Origin of the sequence: Streptomyces sp. NRRL WC-3605 (assembly GCF_001509795.1) — a bacterium.
Taxonomy (GTDB): Bacteria; Actinomycetota; Actinomycetes; order Streptomycetales; family Streptomycetaceae; genus Streptomyces; species Streptomyces viridochromogenes.
Map to the genome: position 1 here is coordinate 184572 of NZ_LLZN01000045.1, position 22870 is coordinate 207441.

At 72.4% G+C, this 22870-nt stretch carries 21 protein-coding genes; 8 read left to right on the plus strand and 13 right to left on the minus strand.

All coding sequences use genetic code 11. The features are described from left to right. Position 1: 1 nt before the first annotated feature. Positions 2–670 (plus strand): hypothetical protein, encoded by a 669-nt coding sequence (locus ADL34_RS10910; protein WP_062672428.1) that lies wholly within the window; start codon positions 2–4, stop codon positions 668–670. Positions 671–875: 205 nt separating this feature from the next. Next, a complete protein-coding gene (proP, locus tag ADL34_RS10915; protein ID WP_062672426.1) occupies positions 876–2384 on the plus strand; it encodes a glycine betaine/L-proline transporter ProP in 1509 nt (502 codons plus the stop codon). 74 nt (positions 2385–2458) lie between these two features. Here the strand turns inward: proP and ykgO are convergent, their stop codons facing one another. The 4 genes from ykgO to ADL34_RS10935 form a co-directional block, all read right to left on the minus strand. Next, positions 2459–2581, minus strand: a complete 123-nt coding sequence (ykgO, locus tag ADL34_RS10920) for a type B 50S ribosomal protein L36 (RefSeq protein WP_062672424.1) — start codon at positions 2579–2581, stop codon at positions 2459–2461. Between the two features lie 41 nt (positions 2582–2622). Further along, on the minus strand, positions 2623–2880 hold the full coding sequence (locus tag ADL34_RS10925; RefSeq protein ID WP_062672422.1) for a type B 50S ribosomal protein L31: 258 nt from the start codon (positions 2878–2880) through the stop codon (positions 2623–2625). A gap of 49 nt (positions 2881–2929) precedes the next feature. After that, the gene (gene rpmG / locus ADL34_RS10930) at positions 2930–3094 is read right to left on the minus strand and encodes a 50S ribosomal protein L33 (protein ID WP_062672420.1); all 165 of its coding nucleotides are present in this window, start codon (positions 3092–3094) and stop codon (positions 2930–2932) included. A 301-nt stretch (positions 3095–3395) separates the two neighbouring features. Beyond that, positions 3396–3644, minus strand: a complete 249-nt coding sequence (locus ADL34_RS10935; protein WP_062672419.1) for a DUF5133 domain-containing protein — start codon at positions 3642–3644, stop codon at positions 3396–3398. Positions 3645–3986: 342 nt separating this feature from the next. Between ADL34_RS10935 and ADL34_RS10940 the strand changes: the two genes are divergently transcribed. After that, positions 3987–5150: a PP2C family protein-serine/threonine phosphatase gene (locus tag ADL34_RS10940; RefSeq protein WP_062672417.1), complete on the plus strand. Its 1164-nt coding sequence runs from the start codon at positions 3987–3989 to the stop codon at positions 5148–5150. A gap of 231 nt (positions 5151–5381) precedes the next feature. Next, positions 5382–6422: a PucR family transcriptional regulator gene (locus tag ADL34_RS10945; protein ID WP_107115723.1), complete on the plus strand. Its 1041-nt coding sequence runs from the start codon at positions 5382–5384 to the stop codon at positions 6420–6422. A gap of 12 nt (positions 6423–6434) precedes the next feature. Here ADL34_RS10945 and ADL34_RS10950 read toward each other — a convergent pair whose 3' ends face one another. Beyond that, positions 6435–7244: a hypothetical protein gene (locus ADL34_RS10950; RefSeq protein ID WP_062672413.1), complete on the minus strand. Its 810-nt coding sequence runs from the start codon at positions 7242–7244 to the stop codon at positions 6435–6437. Between the two features lie 126 nt (positions 7245–7370). Between ADL34_RS10950 and ADL34_RS10955 the strand changes: the two genes are divergently transcribed. Further along, complete coding sequence (locus tag ADL34_RS10955; RefSeq protein ID WP_062672411.1) at positions 7371–8093, plus strand: hotdog fold domain-containing protein; 723 nt, start codon at positions 7371–7373, stop codon at positions 8091–8093. Between the two features lie 3 nt (positions 8094–8096). On the opposite strand, the gene ADL34_RS10960 is transcribed toward ADL34_RS10955, so the two are convergent. Then, positions 8097–8996: a YihY/virulence factor BrkB family protein gene (locus tag ADL34_RS10960; protein ID WP_062672409.1), complete on the minus strand. Its 900-nt coding sequence runs from the start codon at positions 8994–8996 to the stop codon at positions 8097–8099. A gap of 175 nt (positions 8997–9171) precedes the next feature. Then, a complete protein-coding gene (locus ADL34_RS10965; protein WP_234374989.1) occupies positions 9172–9588 on the minus strand; it encodes a hypothetical protein in 417 nt (138 codons plus the stop codon). A gap of 263 nt (positions 9589–9851) precedes the next feature. On the opposite strand from ADL34_RS10965, the gene ADL34_RS10970 reads away from it, so the two are divergent. From ADL34_RS10970 to ADL34_RS10980, 3 genes are all read left to right on the plus strand, one after another. Then, a complete protein-coding gene (locus tag ADL34_RS10970; protein ID WP_062672406.1) occupies positions 9852–11489 on the plus strand; it encodes a serine/threonine-protein kinase in 1638 nt (545 codons plus the stop codon). Further along, positions 11486–12142, plus strand: a complete 657-nt coding sequence (locus ADL34_RS10975) for a hypothetical protein (protein ID WP_062672403.1) — start codon at positions 11486–11488, stop codon at positions 12140–12142. The genes ADL34_RS10970 and ADL34_RS10975 overlap by 4 nt, the downstream gene beginning before the upstream one ends. Before the next feature lie 303 nt (positions 12143–12445). After that, positions 12446–15721: a glycoside hydrolase family 2 gene (locus ADL34_RS10980; protein WP_062672401.1), complete on the plus strand. Its 3276-nt coding sequence runs from the start codon at positions 12446–12448 to the stop codon at positions 15719–15721. A 60-nt stretch (positions 15722–15781) separates the two neighbouring features. Here the strand turns inward: ADL34_RS10980 and ADL34_RS10985 are convergent, their stop codons facing one another. The 6 genes from ADL34_RS10985 to ADL34_RS11010 form a co-directional block, all read right to left on the minus strand. Beyond that, positions 15782–16348 (minus strand): TetR/AcrR family transcriptional regulator, encoded by a 567-nt coding sequence (locus tag ADL34_RS10985; protein ID WP_062672399.1) that lies wholly within the window; start codon positions 16346–16348, stop codon positions 15782–15784. Next, positions 16345–16707, minus strand: a complete 363-nt coding sequence (locus ADL34_RS10990) for a DUF1304 domain-containing protein (RefSeq protein WP_062672397.1) — start codon at positions 16705–16707, stop codon at positions 16345–16347. The genes ADL34_RS10985 and ADL34_RS10990 overlap by 4 nt, the downstream gene beginning before the upstream one ends. Positions 16708–16797: 90 nt before the next feature. Continuing rightward, positions 16798–19158, minus strand: a complete 2361-nt coding sequence (locus tag ADL34_RS10995; RefSeq protein ID WP_079034382.1) for an AbfB domain-containing protein — start codon at positions 19156–19158, stop codon at positions 16798–16800. 123 nt (positions 19159–19281) lie between these two features. Next, a complete protein-coding gene (locus tag ADL34_RS11000) occupies positions 19282–20316 on the minus strand; it encodes an ABC transporter permease (protein WP_199835552.1) in 1035 nt (344 codons plus the stop codon). Then, positions 20313–21275: an ABC transporter permease gene (locus ADL34_RS11005; RefSeq protein WP_062672393.1), complete on the minus strand. Its 963-nt coding sequence runs from the start codon at positions 21273–21275 to the stop codon at positions 20313–20315. Before ADL34_RS11005 ends, ADL34_RS11000 begins: the two co-directional genes overlap by 4 nt. Beyond that, positions 21268–22827, minus strand: coding sequence for a sugar ABC transporter ATP-binding protein (locus ADL34_RS11010; protein WP_062672391.1), 1560 nt, complete (start codon positions 22825–22827; stop codon positions 21268–21270). The genes ADL34_RS11005 and ADL34_RS11010 overlap by 8 nt, the downstream gene beginning before the upstream one ends. Between the last annotated feature and the right edge of the window lie 43 nt (positions 22828–22870).

Below are 22870 nucleotides of genomic sequence, written 5' to 3' on the forward strand. Positions count from 1 at the left end.
CGTGCCGACGTCCGACGAGCGACCCGACGACTGCCCCCCGGCGTCCTTCCTGGCGGCGGAGACGGCACTGCACGCCATGACGGAAGCGGTGCGTGCCGCGCGGGCCGCCCCGGAGGGCGCCGTGGGCGACACCCCGCCCACTCCGGAGCAGGCGCTGGCCGTCCTGGTGCTGCTGCGCGACGTACGGCACCAGCTCGCGCACTGGGAGACGGGCCTCATCGAGGCTGCCCGCGCGGCCGGCGCCAGCTGGGCCGACCTCGCGAGCCCCCTCGGCGTCGCGAGCCGCCAGGCCGCCGAGCGGCGCTATCTGCGGGGACGCCCCGGCGGTGACGGCGGCACCCGGGAGGACCGCGTCAAGGCCACGCGCGACCGGCGCGCCGCCGACCGCAAGGTGACGGCGTGGGCCCGCAGCAAGGCCGGCGAGCTGCGCGGCCTCGCCGGTCAGATCACCGCGCTGCCCGATCTGCCGGAGTCCGCCCTCCCCCCGCTGCGGCGGCTCGCCCACGCCCTGGCCGACGACGACGCGGCACTGCTGCTGGCGCCCCTGACGGACGCCGAGCCGCATCTGCGCGCCCGCCACCCGCGACTCGCCACCCGGATCGACGACCTCACCAGCCACGCCGACCGGCTCCGCCAGGACAGCGACGCGGACCGCGGGGCGCGGCCCTGACGTCGTCGTCCGCGCAGGTCGCGGGCGGGTCCGTTCGGGTGATCCACGAGGCGGATGCCAGGACGGGAGGAAAGGCGCGGGTCCGGCGGGGTACCCGATCGGGTGCCGCCGTGACGGCGACGACATCGGGCGGTCGCCGTGTTTGCGGGCGGCGCGGGCGAGCAGGCGAGGGTCTGCACATCAGCGCTCGGCAGAAAGGACCCTCATGGCGGTCAGCGACTCGGACCTGGTCGAGGCCGATACCGATCCGGGGGCCGTCCGGCGTCATCGCACGCTCTTCAGGGCGGTGAAGCGGCGCCGGAACCCTCCGCTCCGGCGTACGGACATCACCGTCACCGACGAGGCGGCGGTGAAGCGGGCGGTGAAGGCCGCCTCCCTCGGCAACGCCATGGAGTGGTTCGACTTCGGGATCTACAGCTATCTCGCGGTCACCCTCGGCCACGTCTTCTTCCCGTCCGGCAACGACACCGTGCAGCTGCTGTCGTCGTTCGCGACCTTCGCGGTGTCGTTCCTGGTGCGCCCCATCGGCGGCATGGTCTTCGGGCCGATGGGCGACAAGATCGGACGCAAGAAGGTCCTCGCGCTGACGATGATCCTCATGGCGATCGGCACCTTCGCGATCGGCCTGATCCCGTCGTACGCCACGATCGGCTTCTGGGCGCCGGTGCTGCTGATCTTCTTCCGGCTGGTGCAGGGCTTCTCGACCGGCGGCGAGTACGGCGGCGCGTCGACGTTCATCGCCGAGTACGCGCCCGACAAGCGGCGTGGCTTCTTCGGCAGCTTCCTGGAGCTGGGAACGCTCGCCGGATACGTGGGCGCCGCCGGGCTGGTGACGATCCTGACGTCGGCGCTGGGCAGCGGCGGCATGGAGTCCTGGGGCTGGCGGGTGCCGTTCCTGGTGGCCGGGCCCATCGGGCTGGTGGGCCTCTATCTGCGGCTGAAGCTGGACGAGACGCCCGCGTTCCAGAAGCTCGAGGACGAGTCCATGCACCATGCCTCCGAGGCCGCCTCCAGCGTGGAGACGACGGCCACCGGAGACCTGAAGAAGATCTTCCGGCAGTACTGGCCGGCGCTGATCCTGTGCATCTGCCTCGTCGGCGCCTACAACATCACCGACTACATGCTCCTGTCGTACATGCCGACGTACCTGTCGGACGAGATGGGCTACTCGGAGACACACGGCCTGCTGATCCTCATCGCGACCATGGTGGTCCTGATGCTGGTCATCAACCAGGTGGGCAGGCTCAGCGACCGGGTGGGCCGCAAGCCGCTGCTCATGGCGGGGATGCTCGGCTTCCTCGTCCTGTCGCTGCCGTCGTTCCTGCTGGTCAGGCAGGGCAGCCTGGTCGCGGTGTCGGCCGGCATGCTGATGCTGGGCCTGTCGCTGGTGTGCCTGCTGGGCACCATGTCGGCGACCCTGCCCGCGCTGTTCCCGACCCAGGTCCGCTACGGCTCCCTGTCCGTCGGCTACAACCTGTCCGCGTCCCTGTTCGGCGGCACGACGCCGCTGGTGATCACCGCCCTGATCTCGGCGACCGGGAGCGACCTCATGCCCGCCTACTACGCGATGGGCGCGGCGCTCGTCGGTGTGGTCGCGGTGGCGTTCACCAAGGAGACGGCACGGCAGCCGCTCGCCGGATCCCCTCCGTCGGTCGCGACGGCCCGGGAGGCCGCCGAGATGGTGGAGAGCCAGGCCCCGGCCCCCCGGTTCTGAGGGACCCTGTCATGACGACGGCCCGGCACCCGCGCGGACGCGGATGCCGGGCCGATGCCGTGGGCCCCCTGCGCTCAGCCCTGGCGGGCCTTGAAGCGCGGGTCCTTCTTGTTGATCACGTACGTCACGCCGCGGCGGCGCACCACCTGGGCGCCGGGCTTGGCCTTCAGCGAGCGCAGTGAGTTGCGCACCTTCATCGTGGTCTCCTCTCGGACTCGACGGACCGGTGTGTCCCTCGTCAGCGGGCGGCGGCGGTACGGCCGTAGCGCCGCTCGAAGCGCTCGACGCGTCCGGCGGTGTCCATGACGCGCGAGGTACCGGTGTAGAACGGGTGGCTCGCCGAGGAGGTCTCGACGTCCACCAGCGGGTAGGTCCGGCCGTCCTCCCACTCGATCGTCCGGGTGGAGTCGAGGGTGGAGCGGGTCAGGAAGGCGTGCCCCGACGCGCGGTCGCGGAAGACGACGGGACGGGAGTCGGGATGGATGCCGTGCCTCATGGGATGTCCTTTCACCGGAGGTCTGCCGTGGTGCGGTGGGACGCGGACGTCAGCGCTCCTCGCGGAACTCGACGTGCGCGCCGGCGACCGGGTCGTACTTGCGCAGGACCAGCCGGTCGGGGTCGTTGAGACGGTTCTTGCGGGTCACGTACGTGACGCCGGTGCCGGCCGTCGACCTCAGCTTCACGACGGGACGTGCGGTGCTGCGTGCCATGGGGGTGCTTCCTTTCCGTCCGCACACGAGCCGACTGACTCGAGCATGTCAGACAGTGGGTTCAACCACCGAACCTGCCCTTTCATTCCCGGCCCCTCCGATGAAGCGGACCAGCGGATTTGGGGCGGCGCCGAGCAGATTTCGGAGCCGTGCGGAGGAACACGGGGCGGGGTCCGCCCATTCCCGGCCGGCCCCGGCATCGGCACCGGAGGGCGCTGGGGGCAGACAAAGCGGGCACGGCGCGCGCGGCGCCGTGCCCGTCGTGGTCGTCGTGATCGCGGCGGCCGGGAAGGCCCGTCCGTCAGGCCGCCAGGGTCTTGTCCTCCTGGTTCACCGCGGCCTTGCGGTCGGCGCCGAACCGCTGGAGCAGCACGTCCGCCGCCGCCAGCGCCTCGGCGACCGTGCGGGTCCCGACCATGACGCAGAGCGTGTACGTGGCGTCCTCGAGGGCGCGGCCGCTGTCGACTGTGGGGTGCACGTCGTGCGTGAAGCGCACCTCGGCGAAGCGGGCCAGCGCGGCACGCAGTTCCTTCTCGGACGGCAGGATCATGGCAAGTCCCCTCTGTGCGCACGCAGCCCGGACCCCCGCGGGGTCACCGCGACGAGCAGGCTGAGTGCCGGCACCACACACCGGAGCCCGGCGCCGATCGCGCCGAGCTGAACCCCAAGTGCCCCATGGTGAACGATTTACACCTGTAACACCGTCGAAGTCCCCCGTGTGGAGCAATCCACGGACGTACGGCCGAACGCGCGACACCGGTATACATCCCGGGCTGCATGGAGCGCGCCCGCCGAGGAACATGAGAAGGCACCGGCGCGTGCGGGCGGGCCCGGCCACACCCGACGGAGCGGACAGCTCACAGGGACGCGGACCCGGCGGAACGGAGGGGCTGTGGCGAACCTGGATGCGGTCCTGTCCCGCCTCATAGCGCGTGCCCGCCACGTCACCGCGGCGGACCTCCCCGCGCTGATCGACACGGCCGGTCAGCAGCTCGGCCTGTCGAGCACCCAGGTGTACCTGGCCGACCTGCAGCAGAACCGGCTGGTCCCCATGCCACACCCCGGCCCCGCGGCGGTCACCGCCTTCGAGATCGAGGGCTCGATGGCCGGTCTCGCCTACCGGACCCAGCAGGTGCAGCGCTCCCGTGACGCGTGCACCGCCTGGGCGCCGCTGATCGACGGCATGGAGCGGGTGGGCGTCCTGCGGGCCACCGCGCCCCGGCTGCACGACGACCTGATGGAGTCCTGCGAGGCCCTCGCGGACCTCACGACACTGCTCGTGAGGTCGAAGTCGGCGCACGACGAACTCCTCATCACGCAGACTCGCACCCGCACCATGACCACCCAGGCCGAGCTGCTGTGGGCCTTCGTGCCGCCGCGCACCATCGGCACGGAACACGTCACGTCCACCGCCATCCTCGAACCGGCCTACGACGCCGGCGGCGACGCCTTCGACCACAGCATCGGCGACGGGCTGCTGCACCTCGCCCTGCTGGACGCCATGGGCCACGACCTGGCCTCCGGCGGCGCCAGCGCGGTCGCCCTGGGCGCGTGCCGTGCCACCCGCCGCGCCGGCGGCACCCTCTCCGACATCGCCACCACCATCGACTCGACCCTCAGCGAGTGGCTCCCCGACCGGCTGCTGACCGCCGTCATCGCCCAACTCGACATCACCACCGGACAGTTCAGCTGGATCAACTGCGGGCATCCGGCCCCTCTGCTGATCCGCGAGGGCCATGTCGTGCCGCAGACGCTGGAGTTCCCCGCGCACCTCCCCCTCGGGCTGGGCCTCGGCCCGGCGGCGGCGCCCGCCGAGTACCGCGTCCGGCTCCAGCCCGGCGACCGCGTGCTGCTCTACAGCGACGGCGTGACGGAGGCCCGGACGAAGGACGGCACGCTCTTCGGCGAACAGCGGCTGACCGACACCGTCATCCGGTCCATGGCGGCCGGGAACAACCCTCCGGAGACCCTGCGCCGGCTCATCCGCAACCTGCACGAGAACCACCGGCTGCACGACGACGCCACGATCATGCTGGTGCGCTGGCACCCGAACTGACCGGGCACGGGCGAGCAGTGGTTGCGGTGCCGGGACCCTGCCGAGATCCGGCAGAACCTCGGCACCGCAACCATCCGTGGTGCTCCCCGCAAGCCATGATGCCGCGGGAACAGCTCCTTCCGCATTGCCGGTTCCCGGCAGAGTTCACTAGGGTCTGCATGCCGACGGCCGTCAACCGGCCGGTAGCGGCGTGTCGGACGGAGAGGCGGGGGCGTGAGTGAGCCGGAGACGATGAGGCCGTATCTGAAGGGGTACGCGGAGATCCTCGCGGACGTCGCCGGCACCGGGCGCAGACCGACCCGGGACGAGATCGAGTCCCGGCGGGCCCTCGGCGAACAGGCCGCCGACCACGGGCACACGCTGCGTGCCCTGGTCCGCGCGCACCTCCGGGCGACCCGGGAGGACTGGCCGACGCCCGCACGTCATTCCGACAGTGTGCTGGCGGCCGTCGAGCAGGCCGTCGATGCCTTCGTGGAGGGCTACGAACGCGCACAGCGCCTGGCCGTGCGCCAGGAGGAGGCCGCGCGCCGGGAGTTCATCGACGACCTGCTGTACGGCCGCAGCGACCTGGGGCGGCTCGCGGAGCGGGCGGAGCGGTTCGGGCTGGTGCTGTCCCGGGAGCACGCCGTGGCCGTGGCCGAGGGCCCGCAGGCGTACGACGACACCGACCCCGTGACCCGGCGGGTGGAGAACGCGCTCATCGCGCGCTTCGGCGACCGGCACATCCTGCTCGCCACGAAGAACGGCCAGTTGGTCTGCATCGCGCCCGGCGACGACCGTGCCGTGCTGCTGCACTTCGCCAAGCAGGCCCACGCCGCCACGGACGGCAGCCGCGTGGCCATCGGGCGGCCCCGGTCCGGGGCGGGCGGCGTCGTGCACTCCTACGAGGAGGCGCTGAACAGCCTTCAACTCGCCGAGCGGCTGGGCCTGGACGACCCCGTGGTGCACGCCGCCGACCTGCTCGTCTATCCGGTGCTGGCCCGCGACCGGCAGGCCATGGCCGATCTGGTGCTGGGCGCGCTGGGGCCGCTGCGGAGCGCCCGCGGCGGGGCGGAGCCGCTGCTGCGCACCCTCCAGGTGTACTTCGACAGCGGCTGCACCGCGGCCGAGGCGGCCCGCCGGCTGTCGCTCAGCGTACGGGCGCTGACCTACCGGCTAGAGCGCATCCACCAGCTGACCGGCGCGAACCCGGCCGACCCCATGCACCGCTACACCCTGCAGACGGCGGTCATCGGGGCGCGCCTGCTGGGGTGGCCCGAACAGGAGATCTGACCGGTCCGCAGGTCAAGGTCCCCCGGACAGGGACGTTTCGAGCGCGGCGATGTGCCGGGCCTCCGCCTCCTTGCGGACGGCGGCGAAGCGGCGGTCGACGATCCAGATCGGCACGATCCACAGTCCGCCCCACAGGCTGAAGGAGTCGACGACTCCGGTCTGCCGCAGCACGGTGTTGGTCAGGACGCAGAGGATGCCGCAGACGGTCCAGGCGGCCGTGCGGTGCCGGCCGAGGAAGCGAACGGGCGCGTTCCAGGGGCCGGACAGCGCCTCCAGGGTCGCGGCACGCACGATGGCGTCGCGGTCCACGGTGTTCTCCGCCCGCACCGCCGTGCCCTGCCGGAGATCGGCGTCGAGATTCCGGGCCTGCCCCTCGGTGTCGTGGCCGGCGACCACGGCGGCGGCCACACCCATCCTGAGGTCGTCCCAATAGCTGCGGTTCGCCCAGCGTTCGGCGGCGGCGACCTGCTCGGCCTCCGCCGACTCCGGCGCCAGTTCGTCGAGGCGCCGGGCGAGGACGCGGGCGCGGGCTGCCCGGCCGGGCTGGTCGAACCCGTCGGCGCGCAGGCAGAGTTCGGCATAGCCGGCCAGGAGCCCGAGATGGTCGGCGTCGAGCGCGAGTCCGGCCCGGAACGCCTCCTCCGCGCGGTCGTCGTGGTCGTCCTCGTCCTCGGCCGCGTGCCCGAGGGCCAGCCAGCAGTACAGGTCGGGGTGGGGGCCGAGCTCGTCCAGGCCCTCCTGGGCGGCGCGCCGCACGGCCGCGTTCCCCCCTGCCGTGAACAGCTGCTCGCAGCGGTCCTGGTACGCGTCGAGCGTGGTCATCCGGACTCCCCCTCGCCTTCCACCCGTGCGAGGTGGATCTCTCGTGTGCGGGGATCCTCCCAGGTCCACGGTGAATTGACGATCAAGAAATGGTGACGGTCGGACCCGTGTGGTGAAGTGGGGATCATGACGACGAGTGACGCGATCGTGGTGCCCGAGTTGTACTCCGGCTATCCCGGGGTGGCGTTCGGCGGATACGTCGCCGGAGTGCTCGCGGGGGCGTCCGGGGCGGGGACCGTCCGGGTCGACTTCCGTGGGCCGGTGCCGGTCGAGGAGCCAGTCCGGCTGGCCGGGACGGACGACGGCGGCGCGGAGCTGGGCGAGTCGGAACGGCCGCTGGCCACGGCGCGTCCGGCCGAGTTGGCGCTCGACGTGCCCCGTGCGCCGTCCTGGGAGGAGGCGTCGGCCGCGGCCGACCGGTTCCGGGCGGAGCCGCCGCAGGCCGTGGTCGACTGCTTCGGCTGCGGGCTGCGCTCCCCCGACCGGGGTCTGCGCGTGTACTGCTCCCCGGTGCCGGGACGGGATCTGGTCGCGACGGCGTGGACGCCGTCCCCCGCGCTCGCCGGTCCCGGCGGGCTGCTGCCCGACGCGCTGGTCTGGGGCGCCCTCGACTGTCCGGGGCACTGGGCGGGCCGCTTCCTGGGAACCCAGCGGCCTGGCGCGGTCACGGCCTCCCTGACGGGGACGGTCCTGCGGCCGGTGACGGCGGGCGAGCCGCATGTGTCCTATGCGTGGCTGCTGTCGGAGAGCGGCCGCAAACACACGATGGGCGTGGCGCTGGCGACGGCCGCGGGCGAGCTGTGCGCGCTGTCGGAGGCCCTGTGGATCGACCCGAGACCGGCCGCCTGAGGCTCAACTCGGCCCCTCGACACCTGTCTTGCGGTCTTCCGCCCTGCCCAGTTCCGCCGTGAACTGGGCTCCTGCGAGCAGGGCCAGGTTGGACAGCCACAGCCAGATCAGGGAGACCACGATGCCCGCGAGGGAGCCGTACAGCCGGCTGTAGGTGCTCAGTGCCGAGGTGTAGAGGGCGAAGAGGCCCGACACGGCCAGCCACAGGGCGGCGGCAAGGGCGCCACCGGGCAGGCTGCGGTGCCGGGTTCGGGCCTGCGTGGGGCCGGTGTGGAACACGGTGACCACCAGCAGGGCCGCCAGGCACAGGAGCAGCGGCCAGCGCAGCAGGGTCCAGGCCCAGGCGGCCATGACGTCCAGTGCGAGGGCGCGGCCGGCCGCCTCGGCGACCGGTCCGGACAGCATCAGCACCAGCGAGCTGAGCAGGAGGAGCCCGAGCAGGGCGAAGGCCGTCAGGAGGATGCGGGGGGCGGTGCGCCAGGGCGAACGCCGGTCGGCCACGCCGTGCATCCGGTGCAGCGCGCGCCGGAAGACGGCGAGGTAACTGCTCGCGGACCACAGCGCGCTCACGGCTCCCGCGCCCAGCAGCGTCCAGGCGGCGGTGCCGCTGCGCAGGGTGCGGGCCAGCGCGTCGTGCAGCTGGCCGCCGGCCTGTCCGGGGGTGTAGGCGGTGACGTGCCGGATGAAGTCCTCGGCGGTGTCGGGGCCGATCAGGCTGAACGCCACGACGGTGGCCATCAGCGCGGGCAGCAGGGCCAGGATGGCGTAGTAGGTGAGGGCGGCCGCGTAGTCGGAGACGTCGTCGCGCCACATCGACACCGGCGTGCGGCGCAGCGCGGGCAGCCAGGCTTCCGGGACACGGCGCGGCCGTGGTGCGGCGGCGGGGTGCGGGTCGGCGGACATGACCTCGGGGTGGTGGGTGCGGAGAGCACCGCCCGGGACGGACGGTGAGGGGGTGCGGGGTGTGCCGGCCGTCCGCACACGGCAGGGCGGCGGCGCCTCGCCTTCGGTGCGAGGTCGCCGCCGCCCTGCCGTGCCGGTGGACCGGCCCGTCCTGCGGACCGGCGTGGCTCAGCGATCAGATCCGGCCACCGGTGAGCCGGGTGATCGGGCCCAGCGTGCGTCGCCCCGCGCGCCGTCCGGCCGCGTAGGAGGACGCGCCGAGCACCGCGAGACCCGTGCCGACTCCGGCGGCGAGGGCCTTGCGGTTCGCGAGGACCGTCCAGGCCGTCGTCGCGAGGGCGACGGCCTGCCCGGACGCAGCGACCACGGTCTTGCGTCCGGCCTCGGCACGCTGGGCAGCCGACTTGGCGACGGCGGAGGTGACCTTGGCGGTCCGCTCGGCCGTGCCCGCGAAGGCCGACGCCGTGTCACCGGCCTTGTCCGCGGCCTTGGAGGCCGGCTCGGTCGCCCGCGACGTGGCCCGACGTGCCTTGGCGGCCGTCTTCTTGGCGGTTGCGGAATCCTGGTTGGTGTCGTTGTTGGATGGGCTCATGGACACCGCGTTGCCGCTCCCCGCGGCAACAAACATGTTCGACCATGAGCATCCGCGGAGCGGGCCGGGGGCCCCGCCATGTCGTCGGTCCGCGACGGCTTTGTCACGGTCGGGGCACGCCTCGGCGTCCGCTCTGGCCACGCGACCGCAGCGGCCGAAAATGTGTCTCTGAGCCCAGGACACGGCGGCCGGACGACGGCCGGGGGCTCCGGTGCGGCGGCGACAGGGCCCGCCGGTGCCGACGGGCGGCCTGGGGGACGCGCATGAGTACATGGGAAGTGCCCGGATACACCGGGTCGCTGGAGCTCGGGTCGGGGGCGAGCGGACGGGTCGTGCTGGCCGTCCACGAGGAGACCGGTGTCCCGGTCGCGGTGAAGTACCTCAGCGAGTCCCTGCGCACACGGCCGGGATTCGTGCACGACTTCCGCGCCGAGGCCCGGCTGCTGGGCGGACTGGAGAGCCCGTACGTCACCGGGCTGTACGAGTACGTGGAGAGCCCGCAGGGCGCCGCCATCGTGATGGAACTGGTCGACGGCGTCTCGCTGCGGAGCCTGCTGACCCGTGAGGGCCCGCTGACGCCCGAGGCCGCGCTGGTCGTCCTCAAGGGCTCGCTGCTCGGACTGGCCGACGCGCACGGGGTCGGCGTCGTCCATCGCGACTACAAGCCCGAGAACGTGCTGGTGCTGCCGGACGGGACGTCCAAGCTCGTCGACTTCGGCATCGCCGTGGACGCCGGCACCGACGCCGGGGTGGCGGGCACCCCCTCCTACATGGCGCCCGAGCAGTGGACCGGCGCGCCCGCCTCCCCCGCCGCCGACGTGTACGCGGCCACCGCCACCTTCTTCGAGTGCCTCACGGGCCGCAAGCCGTACGCGGGCGACAACATCGCCGAACTGGCGCTGCGGCACGTCGAGGCACCCGTGCCGGCCGAGGAGGCGCCCGAGCCGGTACGGGAGCTGGTGCGCCGCGGGCTCGCCAAGGACCCGGCGCAACGCCCCGCGCGGGCCGCGGAGTTCGTCCGTGAGCTCGAGACGGTGGCGGGGACCGCGTACGGGGCGGGCTGGGAGGACCGCGGACGCGACCGGCTCGCGGCGCTGGTGGCCCTGCTGCCCCTGCTGCTGCCCTCGGCCCGGGGCGGCGCCCGCGGCACCACGGACGTCGCGCGCACGGTGCTCGGCCCGCCGCCCGGCCCCGGCCCCGTACGGGCGTGGCTGCCGGGCCGCGCCGGGATGCTCGCGTCGGCCGCCGCCGTGCTGCTCGGGGTGCTGCTGACCTACGGGGTCCCGTTCGCCCCGGACAACGCCGCGCGCGACACGGCCCAGGCAGTCGCCACGACCGGCGCCCGGCCCGGCGCGCCGGCGTCCGCGTCCGGCACACCGAGTCCGTCCGCGTCCACGTCCGGGTCCCCCTCGGCGTCGTCCTCGCCGGACACGTCGCCCACCCCGACGACGACCACCGACGGCACCAGCGCCCCGGCCACCGACTCGCCCACCGGGACGGGGAGTACGGCACCGGCGGACACCGGCGGCACGGCGTCGCCGACGACCGACGCTCCGCCCACGACTCCCACCGCGCCCGCCGTGAAGGACGTGGCGGTGTCCGGCCTCACCCAGACCGGCCCCACCACCGCCACCGCGACCGTCGTCGTCACCACGGACGGCACCGGCCCGGTCTCCGTGACCGTCTCCTGGTCCACGGGCAACCTCGCCGGACTGCCCGGCTCCGCCGACGGGGCGGCCCAGACCTTCACCCGCAGCGGCGCCACCCGGTACACGATCCCGGTCGACCACACCTTCCAGAACCGTGGCTGCTACTGGTTCGTACAGGCCACTACCGCTCCCGCCGCCGCGGGCGGGGCGGCCGGCCAGCAGCTCCTGACCCGGCAGTGTGAGCTCCGATGAGCACGCCCGAGGACCGGACGGCCGACCTCGGCCCGCGCCGCGCGCAGCCCGCGGAGGACACCGGCTACAGCGCCACCGTGCTGGGCAGCCACTGGATCCAGCGGCCCGAGCCGGAACCCGACGGCACCCTCGTCCGGCCGGCGCCGCGAGCGGACCGCGTGGAGGGCACGGTGCTGCGCTTCGGCCCCGGCGTCACCGCCGCCGTCGCGCAGCGCACCCACCGCACCCTGCCCGCTCTGCCACCGCCCCCGGCGCCCGCGCCCCGGCGGCTGCGCCGGCACGCCCTGCCCGTGCTGGTGCTGTTCTGCGTCCTCGCGTTCCTCGCCTGGCAGCGGCTCGGGCCGTCCGTCCAGGTGCGCTCCGTGGCGGTCACCGCCCGTCCCGCGGTCCTCCCGTGCGACGGCACCGCCGACGTCGTCGCCGTGGTGGCGACGGACGGCCGGCCGGGCACCCTCACCTACCGGTGGACCCGCAGCGACGGGACGGCCTCCGGGGTGCTGCGCGAGGTGGTGGCCCGCGACCAGCGGCAGGCGCGCCTCACGCTGCGCTGGAGCTTCGACGGTCAGGGCCGCCGCACCGCCCGCGCCGAGGTGGAGATCCTCTCGCCCGCCCATATGACGGCGGACGCCCGCTTCACGTACGACTGCGGCTGAACTCCCCCACGTGGACGCGCGTAAAGCCGCGGTGGGCGCGGTGGCCCGCGGGGCGCGGTGAGCCGTCCGAGTCTCATGTCGGTCCGGCGGGTGCCGTGGTGACGGAGCGACAGAGTGCTGCGCGAGGTCTGGACAGGCGTCCGAATCGCGTGTTGTCATTCCGCTGTCGCAAGAATTTCCAACGTTGAAAGAGCCGCTCCGACCGCGTCCGTGCCGGTCTTGCGACCCACCCGTGCAGCGCGGGCCCCTGGCCCGCCGGACGACCGGCACCGGTCCCGCGGCCTCCGTGCGAGGAAAGGTTCGATGACAAGACAACACAACCGCCCACGCGCCAGAGTGTGGGCGCTGCTGGCCGCGGCCGCCCTCGTCGTCCCCCCGACCGGCCTGGCCGCCACGGCGTCGGCGGCGGAGTCCGCCGGCAGCGCTCAGGCCCCCTCCGCCGAGGCGTCCGACGTCGTCGTGCACGGACTGAAGGGCGAGTACTTCGCCATGTCCGAGCCGGGCGCCCGGGACTTCGCGCGGCTCGGCGGCACCCTCCTCGAGCCGCAGATCAACTTCTCCGGCCTGACCAGCACCTTCCAGGAGCTGACCGGCCGGACGGAGCACACCACCGCGCGCTGGACGGGCCAGATCGAGGCACCGGCCACCGGCGACTACACCTTCTACGCCATCGGCGACAACGGCTTCCGTCTCTTCATCGACGGCGAGCCGGTCATCGACCACTGGGAGCCCGACTGGGACAAGGAGCAGACGAGCGCCAAGATCCGCCTGAACGCCGGGGAGAAGCACGACTTCCGGCTGGAGATGTTCCAGGACTTCGGCGGCGCCAACATGTTCCTGCGCTGGTCCGGCCCGGGCCTGGCCAAGCAACTCGTGCCCATCTCGGCGTTCACCCCGCCCGAGGGCTTCGAGGCCTACCCGGTGGAGCTGACCGTCGGCGCGGACGGCCGCAGGCTGCGCGCCCGCTTCGAGGGCAGGGTCGGCGACCTGCGCGCGGTCAAGGACCACCTGAAGATCGAGGCCGACACCACCGCCATGCCCGTGAAGTCGGTGGCCGTGGCCCCCGGCGACCGCAACTCCCTGATCGTGACGCTCGCCGAGCCCATCCAGAAGGCCCAGCAGGTGCGCGTCGGTTATGACGGCGAGGGCGGTCTGACCTCGGGCGGCGAGACCGTCCCGAAGCTGATCCGGTACGCCGAGAACGCCTCCACGCACCGGCTCACCACCAAGTGGGGCGACAAGGTCGACAAGAAGAACCCGCTGCCGGAGTACCCGCGCCCGCAGCAGGTGCGCTCCAAGTGGAAGAACCTCAACGGCACCTGGCAGTTCAGCGGCGCCAAGGCCGGTGAGCAGCCCGCGTTCGGCAAGGATCTGCGCGAGAAGATCGTCGTGCCGTACCCGGTGGAGTCGCAGCTCTCCGGGCTGGAGCGGCACGAGGACCACATGTTCTACCGCCGAATGATCACCGTCCCCAAGGACTGGAAGGTCGGCAAGAGCGGCAAGGACAACCGGCTGAAGCTGAACTTCGGCGCGGTCGACTACCAGGCACGGGTGTACGTCAACGGCACGAAGGTCGCCGAACACACCGGCGGCTACGACGCGTTCAGCGCCGACATCACCGACGCGCTCAAGGGTTCCGGCCCCCAGGAGATCGTGGTGGCGGTCACCGACACCGGTGGCGCCGACCAGCCGATGGGCAAGCAGTCCAGGAACCCGGGCGGCATCTTCTACACCCAGTCGTCGGGCATCTGGCAGACGGTGTGGATGGAACCGGTCGCGAAGGCGTCGATCGATAACGTTGTCTCCACCCCGGACATCGACTCCGGCACCCTCGCGGTGACGGTGGAGTCGGCCAAGGCGTCGGCGGGCGCCCGGGTCGAGGCCGTGGCGCGGGACAAGCGTGGCAAGGTCGTCGGCAAGGTCAGCGGGCCGGCGGGCAGGCAGCTGCGGCTGCCGGTGGCCAACCAGCACCTGTGGAGCCCGGACGACCCGTACCTCTACGACCTGGACGTCACGCTCACCGACGGCGGTTCGAAGGACAAGGTGCGCGGCTACTTCGGTATGCGCGAGATCGGCGTGGCGAAGGTCGGCGGCTTCCAGAAGCTGGTGCTGAACGGCAAGCCGGTCTTCTCCCTGGCCACCCTCGACCAGGGCTTCTGGCCCGACGGCCTGTACACGGCCCCCAGCGACGAGGCGCTCGCGTTCGACCTGAAGGCGCACAAGGAGCTCGGCTTCAACGCGGTGCGCAAGCACATCAAGGTGGAGCCGGCGCGCTGGTTCTACCACGCGGACCGGCTCGGCCTGCTGGTCTGGCAGGACTTCGTCTCCGGCGACCTGACCAACGAGACCGGGCGGACCGCCTTCGTCGACCAGGGTCGCGAGATCATGCGGGAGCACCACAACGCGCCCTCCGTCATCGGCTGGATCGTCTTCAACGAGGGCTGGGGCGAGTGGGACCGCACCGAGACCGGCAGGATCACCGAGGCGGTCAAGGAGGCCGACCCGTCCCGTGTCGTCAACGCCCACAGCGGTGTGAACTGCTGCAACTCCAAGGGTGACTCGGGCAAGGGCGACATCATCGACCACCACGACTACAACAACGAGGACCCACCGTTCCCCGACGCGAAGCGCGCGGCGATGGACGGTGAGCACGGCGGCTTCACGCTGCGCTCCCCCGGGCACATGTGGCCGGGCGCCCCGACCGTGATCTACAGCGGCGTCGACACCAAGGAGGCGCTGACCCGCAAGTACGTGGAGAACACGGAGAAGTTCTACCTGGACCAGGCCGCGGCCGAGCTGTCCGGCTCGGTGTACACGCAGATCACGGACCTGGAGAACGAGCTCAACGGCCTCTACACGTACGACCGCCGGGAGATCAAGGTCGACCCGGCGCCGGTCCGCGAGATCAACCGGAAGGTCATCGCCGCCGGCGCCTCGGCGGGCGACCGGCTCCCGCTGAAGGGCGGCGGGTCCTGGTCGCTCGACGAGGGCACCGGGACCACGGCGAAGGACAGCGGCCCGAACAAGAAGCCGCTCACGCTCAGCGAGGGCACGAGCTGGACGCCGGGCGTCAGCGGCAGCGCGCTGAAGTTCGACGGCCAGGGGCAGTACGCAGAGACCGCAGGCCCGGTGCTCGACACCACGGGCAGCTACACGGTGTCGGCGTGGGTGCGGCTGGACGAGCTGCCGGGCAACTACGCCACGGCGGTCAGCCAGGACACCCGGCGCCAGGCCAGCCCGTTCTACCTCCAGTACGGGCAGGGGGCGTTCGCCTTCAGCACCCCGGGTGAGAGCCGGGCCCGGCTGGTGACGACCCCGGAGAAGGGCCGCTGGTACCACCTGGTCGGCGTCCGCGACGCCGGCGACAACACGATCACGCTGTACGTCGACGGGAAGCGGGCCGCGTCCGCCACCGGCGGTGCGGCCTACCCCAGCACCGGTTCCCTCGCGGTCGGCCGGGCCCAGTGGGGCGGCAACGACACCGACTTCTGGAACGGTGCCGTCGACGAGGTCCACGCGTTCGACAAGGCGCTCACCGCCGAGGAGGTGAGCGCGCTCCACACGGACGAGAAGCCGTAGCGGTTCGGAGCACACCGGCGGCCCCGGCGGGAGCGTTTCCCGCCGGGGCCGTCCGGCGTCTCAGGGCAGCGGGGTGCGGTGCAGGGCGATGAGCAGGCGCCAGACGCGGTGGGCCACCTCGTCCGGTCCGCCCGGGACGAGGCCGTGCAGCCAGTCGGCGAGGACGCCGGTGAAGGCCGAGGCGACCGCGGAGGCGACAAGGTCCGGCTCGGGCGCGCCGACGAGGGCGCGTTCGCCGCGGCTGCGGGCGCGCAGGTCCTGGTGGAGCTGCCGGCCCAGGGGGCCTCCACCGCCCGGGCTGAGCAGCGCCCGGTAGAGCCCGGTGTGGGCGGTGAGTCCGGCGAAGAAGCCGAGGAGAGCGGGCGGCGGGGACGCGGGGTCGGGGGTGCCGCGCCAGGCGTGCAGGGCGTCCACCGCGTCGCGCACGACGTCCGCGCAGGCGTCCACCGCGAGTGCCTCGAGGTCGGCGTAGTGGAGGTAGAAGGTGGCCCGGCCGACACCGGCCCGCCGTACGAGGGCGGCCACGCTGACGTCGGCCAGCGGCTGTTCGGCGCAGGCGTCCAGCAGGGCGCGGCGCAGCCTGGCGCGGGTGCGGACGGCGCGTGCGTCCCCCTCGGGGCCGGTCACCGGGCCAGGAGGACCGCGGCGAGCGCGAGGGCGCCGGGCAGGGCCTGGGCGACGAGGATGCGGCGGTTGGCGGTGGCGCCTCCGTACAGGCCGGCCACCAGGACGCAGACGAGGAAGAAGACCCGGACCTGGAACCCGGTCGGGTCGTCGGCGATCAGGCCCCACACCAGTCCGGCGGCCAGGAACCCGTTGTAGAGGCCCTGGTTCGCGGCCAGGGGCGCGGTGGCGCGGGCGAGTTCCGCGTCGAAGCCGGACAGGTCGCGGCCGGGCCGCTTCTGCCAGAGGAACATCTCCAGCACCAGGATGTAGACGTGCAGTGCCGCCACCAGCGCGACCAGGACGCTCGCCGTCGTATCCATCACTGACCTCCACCCCTCGGTTTCCTGGACAGGTGTCCAGCATACATGGACACCTGTCCAGGAACGGACGGGCGGGCGGCTACCGCATGGTCACGGTGCCCAGGGGGCCTCCACGGCCCAGGTCGTGTCCTCGGTGAAGCGGGCCGGGTTGTCCCAGGTGTGGGTGCCGCCCGGAGTGGCCAGCCACAGTTCGGCGTTGTAGTGGCGCAGGTACTGCTCCGGGAAGTTGTAGGCGGACAGCCGTACGCCTCCGTCGGCGCCGTGAACGGGGCAGAAGGTGGCGTCGGCGCGGTACAGGTCGCCGCTGCCGGCCTCCTTGTAGACGCGGTACTCCCGGTGCCGCAGGTACTGGCCGGGGTAGTTGCGCGACTCGAAGCTGTAACAGGTGCTGTTCGCCAGTCCGGGGACGATCCGCCAGGTGGCGTCGTCCTTCAGCAGGACGGCGCTGCCGGAGTTCACCACCTCGGTGAAGACGGCCCCGTCCTTGTGGCGCATGTACCGGTCGGTGTAGCCCGGTGTGGTGACCCGCAGGGACCGGTACTGGTCGACGGGCAGGGTGAGCGGGGCCGTCGTCCCGCGCGAGGCGTCGATCAGGGCCCGGTTGGCGGCGCGCACCCGGGCCTCGTCCACCTTGACCACCTGACGGTCGTAGGTGAGGAGGCCGTTGACCTCGTTCTCGACGTCCGTGATCTCTGTGTAGACCGAGGCGGACAGGCCGCGCGGCATCCGGACCTCGCGGATCGCGTCGATCAGGCCCACGAACCGGTTGTTCAGATGGGCGAGGTCGGGCTGGTCCTCGTAGCTGAACCCGCCGCCCGGGTACCACTCGTGCCCGGCGACCCTGAAGCCCAGACCGCCGAACTCGCCGAGGACGGCGGCGCGGGTCGCGCTGGGCACGGTGGTGCCGGGGCCGACGTAGACGTGGTGGTCGACGACGTCCCCGTTGCCGCCGTCGACGGCACCGCAGCAGTTGACGCCGCTCATGTTGTCGACGAGACGGGAGGGGTCGTACGCCTTGACCTCGTCGGCGAGACGGGCCTGGTCGTACTGGCCCCAGCCCTCGTTCTGGTTGACCCACAGGACGAGTGACGGGGAGCTGCGGTGCTGGTCGATGATCCGGTGGTACTCGGCCTCCCACTGGGTGCGGGCGGCGGCGTCGGGGGTGCGCTCCATGGACGGCATGTCCTGCCAGACCAGCAGGCCGAGGCGGTCGGCCCAGTAGAACCAGCGCTGCGGTTCGACCTTGATGTGCTTGCGGACCATGTTGAAGCCGAGGTCCTTGTGCTTCTGCAGGTCGTGGCGCAGCGCCGCGTCGGTGGGCGCGGTGTAGACGCCGTCCGGCCAGTAGCCCTGGTCGAGCGTGCCGGTCTGGAACACGAACTTCCCGTTGAGCACCGGGCGTTGGTGTCCGCCGACGCTCGCGAGGGCGATGGTGCGCATACCGGTGTAGCTGCCGACGGAGTCGACGGTGGTGCCGCCGGACAGCAGGTCGGCCTTGACGTCGTAGAGGAAGGGGTCCTCCGGGGTCCACAGGCGCGGGTTCGGGACCGGCACGGTGAACTCGCTGCCGACCGGGCCGGTGGCGGTGCCCACCGTGGTGCCGCCGGCGGTGACGGTGACGCGGGCCTGGTGACCGTTCGTCCCGGTGCCTCGCACGGTGACCTTGAGGCGGTTGTTCGCCGGGTCCGGCACCATGTCGAGTCGGCTGACGTACGCGGAGGCCGTGGGCTCCAGCCAGACGGTCTGCCAGATGCCGGACGCCGCCGTGTAGAGGATGCCGCCGCCGGGGTGCGGGGCGACGTCACGGATGCGCTGCTTGCCGATGGCCTGGGTGCCGGTCTCGGTGGGGTCCCAGACGGAGACGACCAGGGTGTTGGTGCCGGTGGTGAGCAGGTCGGTGATGTCGTGGGAGAAGGCGTCGTAGCCGCCGCTGTGGGTGGCACCGGCCTGCCGGCCGTTGACCCAGACGGTCGTGCGCCAGTCGCTGGCGCCGAAGTTGAGCTGGACGCGGCGGCCGTTCCAGCCGGCGGGGACGGTGAAGGTGCGCCTGTACCAGAGCTTGTCGTTCTGGGTGATCTTGCGCTGGATGCCGGAGAGAGCGGACTCGGCGACGAACGGGACCCGGATCTGCTCGGGGAACGTGGCGGGCTGTCCGGCGTTCGCCGAGGTGACGGCGAAGTCCCAGATGCCGTTGAGGTTGGCCCAGTCGGGGCGGGTCAGCTGTGGCCGGGGGTACTCCGGCAGCGGGGTGTCGACGGGGACCTGATTCGTCCACGGGGTGGTCATGGGGGACGGCTTGGGGGTCCACGCCTGGGGTGCGGCGGCCGCGGATCCGGTGGCCGCCAGTGCCGTTCCGGCGGCCAGGGCGAACACGGCGAGCGCGGTGGTCGCCCACCGCGCTCGCCGTCTCAGCCAGGCGAACCTCTGCCGGCCTGCGGGTACTCGACGCATCGTGCCTCCTTGCTTCGTGGGGTGGGGAGACGTGCGCGTACGGCGGGCGGCCGGAGGGTCCGGCCACCCGGAACCGGGTCCGACGGCCGGCCGTGGGGGCGCGGCCGCCGGGCCCGGGACCTGTCACATGAGTTGCCTTCTGCGGCCCAGCCAGGTCTGGGCGATGACGACGACGGCCAGGAAGGCGCCGCTGACGACCTGCTGGTAGGAGGAGTCGAGGGAGCCGATCTGGTTGATGACGTTCTGGATGACCTTCAGCAGCAGGACGCCGACCAGGGATCCGCTGACGTAGCCGAGGCCGCCGGTCAGGAGCGTGCCGCCGATGACCACGGCGGAGATGGCCTCCAGTTCCATGCCGTTGCCGAGGATGGTGACGCCGGAGGCGAGCCAGGCCGCGTTCAGCGCGCCCGCCAGACCGGCGAGGAGCCCGGACAGCGTGTAGACGAGGATCTTCGTCCGGGCGACCGGGGCACCCATCAGGGCCGCCGCGTCCTCGTTGCCGCCGACCGCGTACACGTGCTGGCCGAACCGGGTGCGGCGCAGCACGACGGCGCCGGCGACGAACAGGGCGAGCGTGATCCAGACCGGGTTGCCGAGGCCGAGCGTCGTGCCCTGCCCCAGTTCGGCGAGGAAGGAGCCCTTGCCGATGAGGAAGGTGTCCGCGCCCTCGTCCGTGATGGCCAGCAGCAGCCCGCGCGCGCCGAGCATGGCGGCGAGGGTGACGATGAACGGGGCGAGCCGGGACTTCGCGACCAGCAGGCCGTTGACGACACCGATCAGCCCGCACACCAGCAGCGGCAGCAGCAGCGCCACCAGGGTGCCGTGGCGTGATCCCCAGGCGGCGAGGACACCGCCGAGGGCGAACAGCGAGCCCACGGACAGGTCGATGCCGCCGGTGATGATGACGAAGGTCATGCCGAGCGCGACGATCGCCAGGAAGGCCGAACTGGTCGCCATGTTGCCGACGTTGTCGCCGGTGGCGAAGGAGTCGAAGGAGAACGACGCCACCAGGGAGACGATCACCAGCACGGCCAGTGCGCCGTGCTGCTGGATCAGGGCGCTCAGCCGTTCGGAGCGGGCGGAGCCGACCGGTTCGGTCTCCCCCGCCGGTTCGTTGCTCGCGGTGGTCACGGGTAGGTCCGCTTTCGTGACGGTCATCGCTTCCCCCGTCCCCGTGCCGCGTACACCGCGGCGACGATCACTATGGCCTGGGCGATCTGGGTCCAGGAGGGCGGCAGATCGTGCTTGATGAGGGTGGCGGTGAGGAGCTGGATGAGGACGGCTCCGGCCACGGTGCCGGCGATGTTGACCCGGCCGCCGGTCAGCGGGGTGCCGCCGACGACGACCGCCGTGATCGCCGACAGCTCCATGAGGTTGCCCAGCGAGGTCGGGTCGCTGGCCTGGAGGCGGGCGGTGGCAAGCACTCCGGCCACGGCGGCCAGCAGCGCCGACGCGATGTAGACGAGGATCAGCACCCGGCGCACCGGCAGTCCGGCGAGCTGTGCGGCGGGCCGGCTGTCGCCGATGGCGAGGAGTTGGCGGCCGAAGGTGGTGCGGCGCACCACGAAGGCGACCAGGAGGGCCAGTACGGCGGCGATCAGGATGAGGTAGGGGATGCCGGCGATGGCGCCCGAACCGAGGGAGGCCAGCGACGGGTTGCGCAGGTCCTTCAGCTGGGGCAGCAGCACCAGGGCGATGCCGCGGCCGCCGACCATGAGGGCGAGGGTGGCGACGATGGGCTGGACGCCGACGAGGGCGACGAGCGCCCCGTTGGCCAGTCCGACCGCGGCGGCGAACAGCGCGACCACGAGCAGCGCGGGCAGCAGCCCGTAGCCGAGGTAGAGCGCGGTGACGGACGCGGCCAGCGCCATCACGGCGCCGACGGACAGGTCGACGCCCTCCGTGCCGATGACCAGGGCCATGCCGAGGGCGACGATGATGACGGGGGCGGCCTGGACGGCCTGGGTGCGGAAGTTCTCCGCGGACAGGAAGTGCGGGGTGATGACGATGTTCACCACGAGCAGGGCGGCGACGCCGGCGTAGACGCCGTAGGTCTGCAGCCACTGGAGCACCCGGGTGCGGTCCAGCGGGGCGGTGCGCAGGGTGGCCTCAGCCATCGCTCGCCACCTCCTTCGCCACCGGCTCGGGGCGCCTGTCCCCGGCGATGGTGCGCATGAGCTTGTCCTCGGTGACGTCGTCGCCGGTGAGTTCGCCGACGACGGCACCGTCCTTCAGTACGACCACGCGGTCGGACCCTTCGATCAGTTCCTCCAGGTCGGAGGAGATGAGCAGGACGCCCAGGCCGTCGGCGGCCAGTTCGTCCACCAGCTTCTGCACCTCGGCCTTGGCGCCGACGTCGATGCCGCGGGTGGGCTCGTCGAGCAGCAGCACCTTCGGGTTCATGGCGAGCCAGCGGGCGAGCAGCACCTTCTGCTGGTTGCCGCCGGACAGTTCGCCGACCTTCTGGTGCGGGGAGGACGCCTTGATCCGCAGCCGCTTCATGAAGGTGTCGACGACGCTGTCGACCTTGGCCTCGGAGACGAGGCCGAAGCGGGACAGGCGGGGCAGGACGGCGAGCGCGATGTTCTCCCGGACCGACAGACCGGGGACGATGCCCTCGCTCTTGCGGTCCTCGGGCAGCAGGCTGATGCCGGCGCGGATCGCGGCCGGCGCCGAACCGCCGCGCAGTGGCGTCCCGGCGACCGTGACCCGGCCCGAACGGACCGGCAGGGCACCGGAGATGGCCTTGGCGGTCTCGGTGCGTCCGGAGCCGAGCAGTCCGCCGAGTCCGACGACCTCGCCGGGCCGGATGCTCAGGGACACGTCGTGCAGCTTGTGCGGCACCGTCAGTCCGGCGGCGTCCAACACGGGTTCGCTGTCGGCGGCGTGGTGGTCGCCGGTGAACTTGGTGAGGCCCTCCTCGCGGACCTCGCCCAGGTCGCGGCCCAGCATGGTGGAGACCAGGGAGAGCCGGTCGAGGTCGGCCAGGTTCCCGTGGTGGACGCGCCGGCCGTCGCGGAGCACGGTGACCGTGCTGCACACGGCGTACAGCTCGTCGAGCCGGTGGCTGACGTAGACGACGGCGATGCCCGCGTCCCGCAGCCGCCGGATGACGGTGAACAGGGTCTCCACCTCGCGGGGTTCGAGCGAGGAGGTCGGCTCGTCCATGATGACGATGCGGGCGTCGGTGGCCACGGCCCGGGCCAGGGCCACCATCTGCTGGGCTCCGACGCCGAGGGTGCGCAGCGGCCGGCGGACGTCGACGTGGACGCCGTAGCCGACGAGGATCTCCTCGGCCTCCCGGTTCATCCGGGCGACGTCCAGGACGCCGAAGCGGTTGCGGGGTTCGCGGCCCAGGAAGAGGTTGCGGGCGACGCTGAGCAGCGGGATGAGGTTGACCTCTTGGTAGATGGTCGAGATGCCCGCCTTCTGCGCGTCCAGCGGGGTCGCGAAGGAGACCTTGTCGCCCTGGAAGGTGATCTCGCCGGCGTCCGGGCGGTACACGCCGGTGAGGAGCTTGATGAGGGTCGATTTGCCGGCGCCGTTCTCGCCGATCAGGGCGTGGACCTCGCCTGCGTGCAGGGTGAGGTCCACGTCGTCCAGGGCCCGGACGCCGGGGAAGGTCTTGCTCAGTCCGCGGACGGCGAGGACTTCGGCGGGGGGTGCCACCTGTGCCTCCAGGTAGTGAAGGGTGCGGAACGTGGTGAGGGGG

Bases quoted from the DNA above. Each gene is read 5' to 3' on its own strand.
- ADL34_RS10990 (WP_062672397.1), bottom strand. From the start codon at position 16,707: ATGGATACGACGGCGAGCGTCCTGGTCGCGCTGGTGGCGGCACTGCAC.
- ADL34_RS10960 (WP_062672409.1), bottom strand. From the start codon at position 8,996: ATGTCCGCCGACCCGCACCCCGCCGCCGCACCACGGCCGCGCCGTGTC.
- ADL34_RS10980 (WP_062672401.1), top strand. From the start codon at position 12,446: ATGACAAGACAACACAACCGCCCACGCGCCAGAGTGTGGGCGCTGCTG.
- proP (WP_062672426.1), top strand. From the start codon at position 876: ATGGCGGTCAGCGACTCGGACCTGGTCGAGGCCGATACCGATCCGGGG.
- ADL34_RS10965 (WP_234374989.1), bottom strand. From the start codon at position 9,588: ATGAGCCCATCCAACAACGACACCAACCAGGATTCCGCAACCGCCAAG.
- ADL34_RS10945 (WP_107115723.1), top strand. From the start codon at position 5,382: ATGAGGCCGTATCTGAAGGGGTACGCGGAGATCCTCGCGGACGTCGCC.
- ADL34_RS10970 (WP_062672406.1), top strand. From the start codon at position 9,852: ATGAGTACATGGGAAGTGCCCGGATACACCGGGTCGCTGGAGCTCGGG.
- ADL34_RS10955 (WP_062672411.1), top strand. From the start codon at position 7,371: ATGACGACGAGTGACGCGATCGTGGTGCCCGAGTTGTACTCCGGCTAT.
- ADL34_RS10950 (WP_062672413.1), bottom strand. From the start codon at position 7,244: ATGACCACGCTCGACGCGTACCAGGACCGCTGCGAGCAGCTGTTCACG.
- ADL34_RS11005 (WP_062672393.1), bottom strand. From the start codon at position 21,275: ATGGCTGAGGCCACCCTGCGCACCGCCCCGCTGGACCGCACCCGGGTG.
- ADL34_RS10925 (WP_062672422.1), bottom strand. From the start codon at position 2,880: ATGAGGCACGGCATCCATCCCGACTCCCGTCCCGTCGTCTTCCGCGAC.
- ykgO (WP_062672424.1), bottom strand. From the start codon at position 2,581: ATGAAGGTGCGCAACTCACTGCGCTCGCTGAAGGCCAAGCCCGGCGCC.
- rpmG (WP_062672420.1), bottom strand. From the start codon at position 3,094: ATGGCACGCAGCACCGCACGTCCCGTCGTGAAGCTGAGGTCGACGGCC.
- ADL34_RS10995 (WP_079034382.1), bottom strand. From the start codon at position 19,158: ATGCGTCGAGTACCCGCAGGCCGGCAGAGGTTCGCCTGGCTGAGACGG.
- ADL34_RS11000 (WP_199835552.1), bottom strand. From the start codon at position 20,316: ATGACCGTCACGAAAGCGGACCTACCCGTGACCACCGCGAGCAACGAA.
- ADL34_RS10975 (WP_062672403.1), top strand. From the start codon at position 11,486: ATGAGCACGCCCGAGGACCGGACGGCCGACCTCGGCCCGCGCCGCGCG.
- ADL34_RS10935 (WP_062672419.1), bottom strand. From the start codon at position 3,644: ATGATCCTGCCGTCCGAGAAGGAACTGCGTGCCGCGCTGGCCCGCTTC.